Source organism: Paenibacillus profundus, assembly GCF_021369635.1.
In the GTDB taxonomy this organism is placed as follows: domain Bacteria; phylum Bacillota; class Bacilli; order Paenibacillales; family Paenibacillaceae; genus Paenibacillus_B; species Paenibacillus_B profundus.
On record NZ_JAJNBZ010000006.1, the window covers coordinates 162,766 to 177,064 of the forward strand.

General features: G+C 45.3%; 12 protein-coding genes. 3 read left to right on the forward strand and 9 right to left on the reverse strand.

Annotation, left to right across the window (positions count from 1 at the left end; all coding sequences use genetic code 11):
* Positions 1 to 437 precede the first annotated feature (437 nt).
* Complete coding sequence (locus tag LQV63_RS10750; protein WP_233696704.1) at positions 438 to 2,270, reverse strand: ABC transporter ATP-binding protein; 1,833 nt, start codon at positions 2,268 to 2,270, stop codon at positions 438 to 440.
* Between the two features lie 697 nt (positions 2,271 to 2,967).
* Here LQV63_RS10750 and LQV63_RS10755 point away from each other — a divergent pair.
* The 3 genes from LQV63_RS10755 (at position 2,968) to LQV63_RS10765 (ending at position 4,745) form a co-directional block, all read left to right on the forward strand.
* Positions 2,968 to 3,537 carry an RNA polymerase sigma factor gene (locus LQV63_RS10755; protein ID WP_233696705.1) on the forward strand — a complete coding sequence of 190 codons (570 nt, stop codon included), beginning with the start codon at positions 2,968 to 2,970 and terminating at the stop codon, positions 3,535 to 3,537.
* 72 nt (positions 3,538 to 3,609) lie between these two features.
* Positions 3,610 to 4,116 carry a MauE/DoxX family redox-associated membrane protein gene (locus tag LQV63_RS10760; RefSeq protein WP_233696706.1) on the forward strand — a complete coding sequence of 169 codons (507 nt, stop codon included), beginning with the start codon at positions 3,610 to 3,612 and terminating at the stop codon, positions 4,114 to 4,116.
* A gap of 17 nt (positions 4,117 to 4,133) precedes the next feature.
* Entirely contained in the window at positions 4,134 to 4,745 is a 612-nt protein-coding gene (locus tag LQV63_RS10765; RefSeq protein WP_233696707.1) for a peroxiredoxin family protein, read from the forward strand.
* Between the two features lie 77 nt (positions 4,746 to 4,822).
* On the opposite strand, the gene LQV63_RS10770 is transcribed toward LQV63_RS10765, so the two are convergent.
* The 8 genes from LQV63_RS10770 to LQV63_RS10805 all read right to left on the reverse strand — a co-directional run bounded on the left by LQV63_RS10770 (position 4,823) and on the right by LQV63_RS10805 (position 14,224).
* Positions 4,823 to 5,626 carry a PfkB family carbohydrate kinase gene (locus LQV63_RS10770; protein WP_233696708.1) on the reverse strand — a complete coding sequence of 268 codons (804 nt, stop codon included), beginning with the start codon at positions 5,624 to 5,626 and terminating at the stop codon, positions 4,823 to 4,825.
* A gap of 119 nt (positions 5,627 to 5,745) precedes the next feature.
* Positions 5,746 to 7,851, reverse strand: coding sequence for an ADP-ribosylglycohydrolase family protein (locus tag LQV63_RS10775; protein ID WP_233696709.1), 2,106 nt, complete (start codon positions 7,849 to 7,851; stop codon positions 5,746 to 5,748).
* A gap of 96 nt (positions 7,852 to 7,947) precedes the next feature.
* Positions 7,948 to 9,108, reverse strand: a complete 1,161-nt coding sequence (locus LQV63_RS10780) for an ADP-ribosylglycohydrolase family protein (RefSeq protein WP_233696710.1) — start codon at positions 9,106 to 9,108, stop codon at positions 7,948 to 7,950.
* 137 nt (positions 9,109 to 9,245) lie between these two features.
* Positions 9,246 to 10,703, reverse strand: a complete 1,458-nt coding sequence (locus tag LQV63_RS10785) for an extracellular solute-binding protein (RefSeq protein ID WP_233696711.1) — start codon at positions 10,701 to 10,703, stop codon at positions 9,246 to 9,248.
* A gap of 23 nt (positions 10,704 to 10,726) precedes the next feature.
* Entirely contained in the window at positions 10,727 to 11,608 is an 882-nt protein-coding gene (locus LQV63_RS10790) for a carbohydrate ABC transporter permease (RefSeq protein ID WP_233696712.1), read from the reverse strand.
* Positions 11,609 to 11,619: 11 nt separating this feature from the next.
* Complete coding sequence (locus LQV63_RS10795) at positions 11,620 to 12,522, reverse strand: ABC transporter permease (RefSeq protein WP_233696713.1); 903 nt, start codon at positions 12,520 to 12,522, stop codon at positions 11,620 to 11,622.
* Between the two features lie 23 nt (positions 12,523 to 12,545).
* Positions 12,546 to 12,854 (reverse strand): DUF4387 domain-containing protein, encoded by a 309-nt coding sequence (locus tag LQV63_RS10800; RefSeq protein WP_233696714.1) that lies wholly within the window; start codon positions 12,852 to 12,854, stop codon positions 12,546 to 12,548.
* 2 nt (positions 12,855 to 12,856) lie between these two features.
* On the reverse strand, positions 12,857 to 14,224 hold the full coding sequence (locus LQV63_RS10805) for an acyclic terpene utilization AtuA family protein (protein ID WP_233696715.1): 1,368 nt from the start codon (positions 14,222 to 14,224) through the stop codon (positions 12,857 to 12,859).
* Between the last annotated feature and the right edge of the window lie 75 nt (positions 14,225 to 14,299).

The window sequence follows — 14,299 nt, forward strand, 5'->3', positions numbered from 1 at the left end:
ACCTGCTATCAGCTTTTCGTCTCCGCCCTCAAAATCAACATTGTACACACTGTCTGATCGTGTATCTAGAACCAAGCACGCATCTGCGCACATTTCACTCAGAACGACATACTGATTCGGAAAATGATGATATTGTCTGCACTGTTCCGTCCACCGTATGAATGGCTCCCCCCCCCAATAAAACAGCCTCTCCTGACAAACCCCACAGGGTGTCAGTATTTTGAAGGGAGCATGTTCATCATCTCGGACAACACAAATGGTATGTGTAATCTTCTCTTCTAGCTTGTGCGGCACACCCGTTGGCCATTAACTATCGAATGAGGCCCGCGATGGGATCTTAGGATAGTCCACTCATTTTACCAGACAGAGCAGTAGATTAACTATTCTGCAAAGAGACCTCTCTAAGGAACGAAGTCTTTTACCAAATTGCATGAAAGTTAATTCACTGCTGCGAATTGAAATCCTTCCGCTTGAATATTGAACATATCCGCATACTCCCCGTTTAAACGCATAAGCTCGGCATGAGTTCCTTGCTCAATAATACGGCCGCTCTTCATCACTAATATAAGATCCGCATTGACACAGCTATTTAATCGATGCGATATCATAATGGTTGTTTTGCCGACAGATAATTCCGCAAACGTCTTGTACAGATTCGCTTCTGCCATCGGGTCTAACGAAGCGGCAGGCTCATCCAATATAATAATGTCGGCATCGCGAAAGAAGGCGCGGCTGATCGCAATTTTTTGCCATTGCCCCCCGGACAATTCGGTCCCCCCGTAGAAGCTTCGTCCCAAGTTCGTATCATAAGCGCACGGCAGCTTGGAAATAAAAGAATGAGAGTCCCCTTTCATAGAGGCTGCAATCATTTTATCATCCATTTCCAAATGCTCAACTCTGCCAAAGCCGATATTCTCGCGCGCGGTTAACTCATACTTGGCAAAATCCTGAAATACAGCGCTAATATGCTGCATCAGCTCTTGCGCCGGAATATGCTTCAAATCGACATCCTCATACGTGATGCTGCCCTTGTAAGATCGGTACAATCCGAGCAAACATTTCACTAACGTGCTTTTTCCGGCTCCATTATTGCCGACAATCGCGACTTTTTGGCCCGGTTCGATTTGAAACGATATTTGATCAAGTATGATCGGCCCGTTTTCCTCGTAGGAAAATTGCAAATTATCTACCTTTATCCCCTTGTCACTCATCGCAGGAAACGCAACCTCTGTTCCTTGCGGCTCATCCTCGGGCTTTATTTCAAGTGGATATTCTAAAAAGTCAATTAAGTCTCGAAGCTGTAAACTATTTTCGTATAGGGATGAGATGGAAAGAGCGATGCTGAGGACAACGCCTTGTATCATCATAAAAGCCTGTGAAATGGCCATATATTCGCCGATGCTAAGTTTTTGCTTGGTCCCCATCCAAATAATAAAAGCTAAATTAAGGCTGATGAGAATAGCGCTTATACCGTCAATTCCGAAACGATATGCATTTGTTTTTATTTCAAAAGACAACATCTTCTTCGCATAAGACTCAAACAACTGTTTCCAACATTGAATGAGATGGTCTTGCAGCTGAAACAACCGGATTTCTTTGGCAGTGTCGCGGCCTTTTAACAAATTCAAATAATATTGCACGCGTCTGGACAACGGCGTTGCTTCTTTAAGCAGGCTATATCTCATTTTGCCAATATACGCATTTATAACAAGCGGTAATGCGGCCAGTAGAAGAACCGTTACGCCTGCTAGCCAGTGAAATGTTGTCAACACTCCCACTACCGTTGTAAATGTAATTATATATTGGAGCATGCTTAACGGGCCATTCAGCATCTCGACCACCCGTTGGCTTTGGCCCGATGATGCCCGCATCAAATGGTCGTAAAACTTGCTGTTCTCAAAATACGAAAGTGAAATGACGGAAGTTTTGCCGACTATTCTTCTTTCCACTTCATAGTTAATTTGCTGCTGCATTTTCGCGTTGTTGATTAGTTCAGCCGTGGTAATCATTTTGTCAAGTAAAAGCAATCCGGTCTGAGCTGCCAGATAATAATAAACGATATATACATCCGACTGCCCATTATTTTGAAAAATATGATTGATGGAATCTACCAGCTCTTTCGTAATAAGCAGCTGTACGCTAGGAATAAGAGCGTGTACTAATTTGCTTCCCAGCATCAGGACGATTCTGAACCAAACTAATTTCCAAAAATAACTCAAAAATATAAATATGTTTTTAACAGCCTCTGAGAAATGCATCAGTTTTTTCATGTATGCACCTATAACCTGTTTTAGTAGAGATCGCTGACAGACAGCAGCTGTCTATCAGCGATCACGGTTGTCTTCCCGCAAAACAACTTTAGTTAATTAGTAAAGATAGTAAGACGCTAATGTGTCAGCAATTAGCAGCTTCCGGACCAACATTCTTTATTGACACCGTTATTGCGAAAACGGTTAGAACCCGCCTGAGTTAAAACACCACCGGAGTTTTTAGGATCTTCACCGCAGCCACAACAGGTATATGTTTTCCAATCACAATAAACGTAAGCAGAATCCGACGGATCAACCTTGCAATTCGTGTAATACGTACAAGTCGTTCGAGTTGCAGAAATAACTGGTATCATAAGTTTTTTATCCTCCTTTTTTTGTTGTTTGCGGGACCCTCTTGATGACACTCTATAATGTTAAACACAACAACAATCAAAATAATCACAATATTTTATATGAAAAGAAAAGAAAAGAAATTTTCCTATATTTAGACATATAAGTATTTACTTTAGTCCAAAATGGATTATACTTATATAAAACACCAATAATTAACATCAAAAAAAGGAGGGGGTTACTACTATTACCGCATTTTTCGATAAAACTGAAATCATCTTTTACAATTCTTTCAGCAAACATTGAAAGCCTACCCTTACTCTTCTAGCCTTTTAATTAAAGTGGGGTGAAGTTTTTGAGGACAAATATGCTTGTTAAAGAGTTATATGTTTGTTTCAGCAAAGATTTTAATAGCCTGGATGATGAGCTGCAAAAAAATATATATGATCATTTTCTCTATATAAACTACAAAATGGTGTTTTCTTTTGTTCGCAACCATTATTCAACGGAAGATATTATACAAGAGGCTTTTATTCGCGCCATTCGCAAACCGCCCAAATATGTAAACGACAAACAGCTTATGTCATGGATTTTCACATTAACTCGAAACGTAACCTTAAATTATGTACGAAAAAACCGCCGCCAATATCAATGTATAAATATCGATGATCTAACAACTGAAATCGTTGATAATCATAATATGACGGATATGGAAGTGATGAGAAGGTGCACATTCCACACCATTATGAGCAAGCTGAACACGTTGAAGCCAAAATATAAACAGGCTCTGTATCTTCAAATCATCGAACAGCTTACATATAAAGAGATAGCGGCAAAGCTTCATGTCACCGAAGGAGTCGTCAGGCAAACCTTGTATCGCGCCAGAAAGGAAATGAGGGAGCGGCTAGAACAGGAGTGGAGCGAAGCCATCATGTGATTATTTCGTCTTTTCATGTGTTATATGGATTAGAGAGGTTCATATATGTATACCAGATCAAGGAGGTATTATATGACTTTGTTCATTTTTATGAGAGTGTTCTTGGCAACAATCATGATTGCAGCCGCATGTTTAAAACTACTATCGATTCCATCTTTTAAAAGAACGTTGCTTCAGCTTGGCATTTTTGTTAGAAATCCTTTCATTGGGGTTTTATTTATTGTTGGCCTTGAATTCGCAGCAGGAATTCTGATGTTTTGGGATGCCGTGCATCGATGGGGATTGTTATTAAATATGATCCTGATAGCAGGATACTGCTGGGCGGTATGGCGAACCGTCCGTTCTAAGATGACCATCACCTGCAACTGTTTTGGAGATCTGATGCCCAATCAATTAGGAAGGAAAACCGTTTACCGGATTGCGCTCCTCTTTTTGATTACGATAGCACTTTATTGGGGAGATGCCTCCATCAAAAGCACAGACGGATTCGAGATTCTAATTGCGATGTTAATAAGTATTGCTGTTATTGCATTTACTGCCTTAAGCAAGTCATTTATCGATTACAAAAAAATCGTATAGATGGGATGGGAAAAGACATGTCCGTATTTGTGCAATTATCAATCGCCGTTCTATGGGTTCTTATTATCGCTCTTCTTTATTTTGTGACTTATATTTTTCGAAAAAGTTATGAGGCTGTATCCATAAATCAAGCGGTGGCTAATGCTCCTCAACATAGCAGTTTAGAAATCGGTGATGTATTCCCTCGTCTGGAAATGCCTTCTACCTCAAATGAAATCATTCATTTAAAGCAACCAGCCTATGAGGGAACGATATTGCTAGTAAGCGTATATGGCTGTGATGGCTGTGAAGAGCTGTATCCAAACATAAATCAGATTGCAAAAACTTTTTCCGCTTATCAGGTTATTACGATTATAATAGCCCCGATTGAGGAAGTGGTGAAAAAACAAAACAAGTACAAACTAGAAACGCCAATACACCAGCTTGATTTGCACGAAATGCGTTTGTATGGAACGAGTACGTTTCCGTTCGCATATATACTCTCTCCTGATGGGATCGTAATGAACAAAGGAACGATTAATGGCGAGGAAAGAATTAGAACTCTTATACATAACGATGAGGAGAAGTTTGGGCAGTTGAATATGGATGTAAGGCCTCAAACATCCGACCAACACAGCTTGTCACTGTAAAATCCCTTATCGGCTTATTATGTAAAAAAAAGAACTGGCATTGATTACGTGCCAGTTCCTCTACTACTAATCCTTCATCATGTAAGCTCCGCAAGCGTAGGGATGGCATCCTGCGCTCCCAGACGAGTTACCGTGATGGATGAGGCATGCTGCGCGATATCTACAGCCTCGTCCAACCTTTTGCCCGCCGTGATCATCGCCGCTAACGTACCGGAGAACGTATCTCCGGCTGCTGTGGTATCAACGGGCCGTACCTTGTGAGCTTCTTTGTACCTGTTCTCGGTCCCGTTATAATACACGATTCCCTTCTCGCCAAGGGTAATGAGCGGATAACGAACTCCTTTGTCCCGCAGCTGATTCAACGCGGCAAAAGCATCGTCCTTGCATTGGACATCCACGTTCGTGTACATACGGCATTCGATCTCGTTCGGTGTAAAATAATCTACTCCCCGCAATATCTCGTCGTCGATCGGGACGGCAGGCGCGGGGTTGAGGAAGATAGGCACTTTTCCTTTCAGCAGACGAATCGCTTCGTACACCGTTTCCATCGGAATTTCCAACTGCAGCATAACGGCTGACGCGGACAGCAGCTCCTGCGCGAAGCTGCGGATATAAGCAGGTGTCATTTCGCTATTGGCACCGCCATGCAGAATAATGCTGTTATTTCCATCGCATACCGTTATGGCGGCAACACCCGTCGTAATGTTCGGCTCGCGGGCAATGAAATCGGTACGAACGCCAAAACCGGCAAGGCTATCGATCAGCGATTGTCCGAATATATCTTGACCGACTTTTCCCATAAGCCACGTATCGGCCCCCATTTTTGCGCAAGCAACCGCTTGATTGGCCCCCTTGCCGCCAGGTGAAAACAAAGAATCCATCCCCCGTCATCGTCTCCCCTATTTCAGGAATCCGGCTCGTCCGCATGACCATATCCATATTTGCACTGCCAATGACAATAATTTTCATGGTTCACCTCTGTTCAATGCACCGTCAAATTTTAGATCTCTGTTATTTTAAAATGATTATAATAGGTTCTAGCTGCGCCAAGAGTGCTCACGCCATACATGCCGTAGCCCCACGTGTTGTCCGTATGCCGCAGAATCGGTTCCCCGTTGATGCACAGCGTGATCGCATTGCCGCGTGCCGTCACCTTAAATTCATAGTCTTGATTGAGCTGCCATGGATAACTGCAGCTTGCTAACTTCGTATAACCGAAATTATTGATGTATAACGCAACTTCATCTGTGCCATCGAATCCCACATGATAACCGCGCATAGCACCTTGCGCACGAATAGCCACCATATGTGAATGACCGCTTTGCGGATTCAGCGTAACCGAAACCGAATAATCTTTGGCAAAATAATTGCCTGTATACGCTTCACTAGGTTCAGCCGTCATCAGATACATGCTTCCATCCACAAGACTCCAAGCCCCGTGATTATGTGCGAAAGGGGTGACACAGCCAAAATTCGTCGCTTGCTTGTGAAAGTCGATCGTGTAGGCAGCTTTGCCGAATATTTTGAATTCATCGATAAAAATGCGCCCTAAACTCTTCGGCTTGCGTGTAGAATCCGACTCCAATACGATGCCGACTTCATCGATCAGCTCTCCTTCGGAATCAGGAATTTCGAATTCCACATCAATCCATTGCTCATTCACAAGCTTCTGGTACCCTTGCACCAATTCCTTCTTACTCGTCGCCAAGCGTACATATGGCGCAATCGTCATCGGTGCATTGCCGCCCCATTGGTCGAGGTTAATCTTCATCGATACCTTCTGTCCCGAATAGGCTTTTGGCGCGAACGTAGGTGAATATCGCTCATCGTTGAAATCGTCCCGCGTATAGAATGGTTTATAGAACACTTTCGAATGTTCGCCACGAGTCATACGATCGAACACCACTTCCAGCGAGCCCGTTCCTTGATATGCCCGCTCCGTAGAATGCTTGGTGCGGCAAAAGAACGGATCCGACACGCGTATATTATGCGTAGAGCCAGGCAGTTCAAAATCAAAATAAATTTCATCTTCCTTAAAACTGTCAATGAGTTCTTGCGGACATTGTTCTTGCGCCAAGCGATACCCTAGAATGGCCAGTTCTTTCGCATAAGTAGGAATGTCCAAGATGTTCAAATATCCGGAAATGCCCGACATGACAATCGAATCATTGATTGGCTTGCGATAGTGTTCGCCAATCCCGGACAGACCGCAAGCTACCCCCAATACGGTTCCGACATTGCCAGCATTGCAATCCGTATCCCAGCCGCACATCGTAGCGATTTCAACCGTTCGGTTAAAGTCGCCCTGACCATAGATCATCGCCAACACACATACGCCCGCATTAGGAATAATATGGCATACTCCTTTATATTTATCATAGCCCCAATCCCGTTCGAGCATGGCGCGGCACGCCCTGAAATCATCCGGGTGCTGAATGTGAAAATCGAGCACCGCTCGCGCCACTTGCGCATAAAGGGAATCATTAGGTATTTGTCTGAGACCCGCTTCGATAATCTCATTAATATCCGCTGTTTCAAAAGCTTTTGAAATAGCCGCGCAAAAAAATCTGGCGCCTAACACGCCTTCGCCGTCATGCGATACCCTTGCCGCCGCTTCGCCGAAGTCAGCAGCTTTCTTAGGGTTGCATGGATTCACAAGGCCCCACGTGTCGATGAAAATTTGCCCGCCAATCTGTTCGGCAATAATGAGCCCGTTTTGTTCAATCGAACCGGACTGCGGAGCTTCAATCCCTTTTTTCAAATGAATATATGCCGTATGTTCGGTACTGACACCATAACCGCCCCACCAGAACATACCGATGCCTTCACGCGCATAGTTCAACCAAGCGCGCGCGACATCGTTCGGCGTAATGTCGCGATCGACGGCATCGTCATAGAGCGCTCGCAGGAAGTAGTACGGCCCGTTCGCATCATCATCGGCAGCGAAATTTTTGAATTCCTTAATATAACCTGTAATATCGCCATACGTATTCTGTATTCTTTCATAAGTCCAGATCGTCGGCTCCACCGGCGCACCGAGTCTTATCCCAATGTTCATCCCTAAATAGCCAGCGTAAATTTTCTCCACATAATTCGAAGGTATCATACCTGTCACCGCCTTTAAGAGGTTGTTCAAAAAGTGGCCCTTTTGATCACGAAGCACCTTCTCGGTGCTGAAAAGCGACTTTTTTGAACACGCATTTTAAGTTATTGAGCAAATCTGCTGTTGTCTCTGTTTATTGAATTGAATATCTTCCTGAATAATAGCTATCGCTGCTTCAATGAATTGGTTGCAATGCTTCTCCATATTTTGCTTGTTAACATCTTCCAATATCGCAATCTCTGCAGCAGGTATCGCGTTTACGCCCTGCATCGCTCCCAAAATGGCGCCGATCATGACTCCAATCGAATCCGTATCGCGCCCCGAGCTCACGCCATCCTTCACCGCTTCCAAGAAATTGCCGTCATGCACAACGATATACGCAAGCGCAAGCGGAAGCTCTTCAATTGCGAACAAACGGCTGGGCGTATAATGATTTGACGGTATCCCTACTTTGTCCATGCTTCGATTCACATCATCCCCCATAGGCGAATAGTGTGCGATCACTTCATGCAAAGCATGAACCACCTGCTCCCGGTCCTCTTTACATGGCTGCAAGGTGATCGCCTTCTCACAAATGTCATGAATCGCGCGTTTCGTACCATCTTTGGCATAATGCAATGCCGTATTGACGATGTCTTGCACCGTTGCTCCCGGCTCCAGCGCTTTGGCCACACAGCAAGCCATCACACCTGCCGCTTCCAGCCCATAGCTGATTTGATGACCGGATGCGAATAGGATCGCTTCATCGTAGGCCCCCTTGGGATTGCAAGCATTTGCGATGCCGATTGGGGAAATGTACATGGCCGCTCCACAATTGACCATATTGCCATATCCGCCTTCCCGGGGCTCGCAATTTGCTAATACATGCCGATTGAAGATATGCTTCTCGGGATAAAACAATCGGTCCACTATGAGCGCTTCACGGCCAAATTCCGGGATATACCGCTGGCGAAAGGCAATTTCTTTCACAAATTCATTCGCCATATCGTAGGCATCCAGATGACGGCGTTCGGTAATATACACATTCATTAAGGCAAGCGTCATCAACGTATCATCGGTGATGATGCCCTGGCCTCTCATTCTGCCCAGTCTCGCGGTTTCCGGCCAGTCCGCTTTCCACCACTTTGTCTGCGTCGTTTCAATGCGATCATATTTTTCTTTAATTTGGCTGTACGTCATTTTCTCTACAACAGCACCCATCGCGTCGCCAAATGCCGTACCAAAGATTACCCCTTTCACTCGATCAGCAAAAGAAATCATCCGTTGCCCTCCCCCTGCTCGGAGAGCGAGGCAGCGCCCCGCTCCACCGTTTATTTGATCAACCTATTAATCTTAATCACAGTTTCAAAAAGTTCGCTTTTCAGCACCGTTGAATCACTCCGTGATCAAAAGCGGACCTATTTAATGGTCTGATTGGCGTAATCCGTAATCTCTTTGCCGCCTGCATCGCTCCAAGCTTGCACAAATGCATCGAAATCCGCACTTGTTTTATTGCCCATAACCATATTGGCGGCAAACTCTCTGTACAACTCATTGCATGCGTCCCATTTACCTGCCAGTTCAGCTGGAATAATAAAGCCATTGTCTTTGCCCGACATTGAATCAATCATTTCCAGCGATTTGATTGCTGGTTCAGATAAGTAAGGCGTCGCAGGATCGAATGCTTGATCCGGCTTGAAATTGACGGTGGACGCAACGAATATCGGATACCACTCCGCAAATTTTTCCGTCAACTTGATTTGATTATTTACGATTTCATATTCTTCGCCTTCAAAGCCCAGCTTATCAAGCATTTGTCCCTTCGGACTCGCCAAATATTCCAATACGGCGAATGCCAGTTCTTTATTTTCAGAGAGTTTGCTAATAGCGAAGCCGCGGCTTTCCTTGCTGACATCAATCGGCGTATAGCCTTGAGCTTTGCCTTGAGCAGGCGGCAGTGGCATCACCGTCGCAGACGCTCCATTCTGAGATATTGATTTGTTATTGTACAAGTCAATCACTTTGCCTTGAGTCCCTGCGATGATTGCTGCTTGGCCATCATAGAAAGCCTTCTCTTTCGTATCCCATTTTTTGGTCAGAAACTCTGAATCCAGCAAACCTTCGCGATACAGCTTCGCATAGAACTCTAATTTTTCTTTTTCAAAGGATGACGTTTTGCCAAAGACATATTTGCCATCAGCACCTTTTATCCATGTTGAGGTTAATCCGAAAGCTTGGCCGAACATGACATCCAGCTCTTCGAGGCTGCCCGCTGTCGTATAAGCAAACTGGGCGCCGTTCTTCTCTTTCACCTCTTTAAAGAAGTTGTAGTAGTTGTACGTCGTCGGATTAGCCAGCAGTTCTTTGCCTGATTCAGTTTTGTCGAACCAATCCTGACGCATAACCGGTATCTGGCTGTTCGTCGGCGACAACCACACTAAATATGGATAATTTTTTATTCTTTCTTCATTGAAAGAGTTCATTGCAGCCTTCACACCAGTTGATTGTTCAATATAAGGGGTTAAGTCCTCCAGAATCTGTTGGGTAATGGCAAATGGATAGTCTCCGCCTTGGAAATATATCAGATCGGGTATATTGCCGCTTTGCAGTAATAAGCCCAGCTTTTCCGAATAGGTGCCGCTTTGCACTGGAACTACCTCGAGCTTAATATTTTTGCCCTCCGCTTTCATGCCTTCCTCAATTCCTTTGATTACTCGGGCATCAGGCGGTAAATCTTTGCCAACGATCGATATCGTAACAGGCCCCTGCTCTGTCGATGCCTGCGCCGAGCTTCCCGGAGCTTTCGTCTCGCTGGAGCTGCAAGCTGTAGTCAATACCATGAAGCTCGCAAGCAACAGGATGATCATTTTTCGCATCTTATTTCCTCCCCAAATGTGAGTTATTCCTTAACTCCGCCTTCCATTACTCCGCTGGTATAATGCTTCAGAATAATGGGATAGAGCATTAGAAACGGAATGATAGCAATGACGATTGTAGCCGCTTTCAATGACGAAAAATCGAGCTGCGCAATATTGTTATTCTTCAATAGGTCGGCTGTGCCGATTAAAGCCGAGCTATCTCTCTCCACGACGAATTGTCTAAGCAGCACTTGCAGTACCGTATTGTCGCGGCTAGACAGAAAAATACTGGATTTGAAAAACTCGTTCCATTTGGCGACAGCATAGAACATCCCTATTGTTAGCAAAGGTATGCGAGCGAGCGGCATTACGATCTTCATGAACATGGTCATATGCCCGGCACCGTCAATTTTGGCTGCTTCAATTAAAGACACGGGGATCTCCTCAAGGAAGCGCATCATAATGATCAAGTAATAGACGTTAATCATCCGGTACAGGACCATCGACCATAAGCTGTCGAGCAAATGCAAATCCTTGATCACCATATATTCCTGCACAATCCCCGGTTCGAAGATCATGATAATGATGAGAAAAATCATGAGCGGAGTTTTGCCGACAATTTTACGCGTCAATACATATGCTGCAATGGTCGTGAAGAAAATGCTTAAGCATGTGCCTGCGACGGTAATAAACAACGAGTTTAATAGCGCCTTGCTGACTAGCGAATTACTGAGTACGACTTGAAAATGAATGAGCGAGAAACCTCTCGGCCATATCTCGTAGCCATGGAGCAAATGAACTTTGTCCGGATTTGACAGAGCTCTGGCAATCAAGTTCATGATCGGCACGAACATGGACAGGGTGAGCGCTGAAAGAATGAATCCGATCATCACTTTGGATAGGGTAACTTTTCTTCGGAACATGACATTCCTCCTTACCAGGCGCCTTTAGAAGTCAGTTTTTTCGCCATGAAATGAGTGGACAGCACAAGTATGACTCCTATAACACTTTTGAACAAATTGGCTGCCGTAGCGAATGAATACTGCCCGTTGACGAGACCGACCCGATAGACGTAAGTATCGATAATATCGATCTTGCTGTTGACAGAATCATTGGTAAAGTTCAGTACTTGGTCGAGTCCGGCATTCATAATGAACCCGACGTTGAGAATGAAGATGGTTACCATCGGAATGAACAGGTGCGGAAGCACGATTCGCGTAACGATATGCCACCGGCTCCCTCCATCGACATAGGCAGCTTCATAAAGGCTGGGGCTGATCCCCATAATCGCGGCAAGGTATATGATCGAATCCCACCCGACGCTGCGCCAAGCCTCACTTGCAATCAGCACCCAGCGGATGCTTTCTTTATTTGTCAAAAAGTCTTGAGCTGGGAACCCGAGCGCCTTAATCAATTCATTGATAGCTCCTGTGGACGGGGACAAAAATTCAAACCAAATTCCCGCAATGACGACCCACGATAGAAAGTGCGGCATATAAGAGACGACTTGCACCGCTTTGCGAAACCGGCCGTTCCTGAATTCACCCAGCATCAACGCGAACAGAATCGGAATCGGAAATATAATAAACAGCTTCATGGCGCTAATGATGAGCGTATTGCCCAGCACATTCAAAAATATCGGGGTGCTGAATAATTCGCGGAAATATTTGAGCCCGACGAATACATTGTCGCCAATAATGCGAAAGTCGTAGAATGCTAGCTTCATCCCAATAATGGGCCATACATGAAATATGATAAAATAAGCCATACAAGGCAGCAGCAAGAGATAGAGCACTTTATCAGCCCAAATTCTCCTCAGTTTCGAATCCGCTTTCATTCCATTCGCCTCCTGGCGGTTTCTTAGTTGACTTCCAATTCCATGAGCGGCGCATGCTGCTGCGCTCCATATACATCCCGATCCAAAAAAGTCCCTGACGAAACCTTTCTTGCAAACGTAATTTTAAAGCCGAGCGCCTGGTCAAAAAAGACGATATGCGTAATGAGCTCAGGTTCAACATTGTACAGCTTGGACACCACTTCTTTGTTTATTTGTCCAGAATGCTTCATTTTGTAATAGAATAAGGAATCCGTAAAAAGAACATCTACCGTGATTGCGAATGGTCCGCTATTTTTGCTTCGGAACACGGCCGCAGCATCATATAACTTCATGATTACACCTCTACATATTCGTTCTGGAACATCTCTAATCCGTCGGCAACTTCCATCAAATGATAAACCGAGAACTCGTACACATCGCCGAACGGTATATCGCTCGGGGCGAATGGAAACGCGAGATTTCCGGCCGTCGATTTTCTTCCCTCATAACCATAATGCAAGAAGGTGGATCTTACCGAGCTGCAGATCGCGTTCGCCAACTCTTGCGTTTTGGCGACGACTTCGAACACAACGCCGAGCTCGTGAGCTGGCTTCCGCTGTGGTTCCAGCTCCCCCAGCACGCCATTCAGACCATAATTGATAAAATGAATCTTATAATCTTCCGCCGGAATTTCATTGTAATATTCGTAGACCTGCTGCTTAACCAACTCCTCTACTTCTTCGATCCGCGCAATGAGCAACGGATCGCGAACACCAGCAATGACAAAGGTGCGGCAAGCCACTTTCATGGCGCCTTCCAACTTGATCTTATATACAGGTGTCTCGGATATCTGGCTGCCGCGCACTTCCACACTGCCATCGCCAAGCTCAGTGAAGACACAATGCTGCAGGTCCAAGACCATTCCCGGCCCATGCAAAATATAAGGATGATCCTTCTCGTAGAACGTATGTGCGGCAACAGATACGGCAGTGCACTTGCGAATCTCATCCAGCGGTTTGACAACAAATGAATCCTGTCGCAAAATACCGAGCATGCAATCCTTCGTCGTGCCTGGTTCAGCGGAAAGCGCAGCACACTCTAAAATCTTCCCCAAGTGATAAGCAAGCGCACTGTCAAAGCCATGATGCATGGCGACCGCAGCGAATGGCGACGGATCATAGGCACGTCCGCAGATCGTAATATCCGCTTCCGCTTGCAATGCCGCAATGATCGGTTCATGCCCCATTTGCGCGACGATGTGAGTGGTAGCCTCCAGCCGGTCTTTGGTTAAAGGCGCGACCGTTAAGCCTAGAGGTTCACATTGGCCTGCATCAAGCTTCGCACCCACCACCTCGTGGGGGATATCCGCCCAAATCGTCGCTATTTTTATGCCATGGAGGCTGCGCTCTCGCAAAATTTCCATAACGATCGCTTGGGTCCATTCCACATGTACTTTTGCGCCGCTGCCCCCGGCTGATCCGATAATAATTGGGATACCGGCTTTAATCCCCTCTGTAATGATGATCTCCAAATCCTTCTTACAGGCTTGCTTGCTGACAATTGCCGTACCTGCGCCTAATTTGTGAGGCCCGGCATCGGTAGAGCCGGCGTCGACCACAATGGCATCAGGACTGTGCGCCATTCCTTTCATAAATGAAGCTTTCGGAAAACCATAGCCTAGCATCCCGCATGGAGCCAAGATTTTGAATTCTTCTTTTATCATTATGTGCCCTCCACCATCACTAGCGAGTAAATTGTGTTTCTGCTTGCTTCACTGTGCAACCGCTTACATGATTAC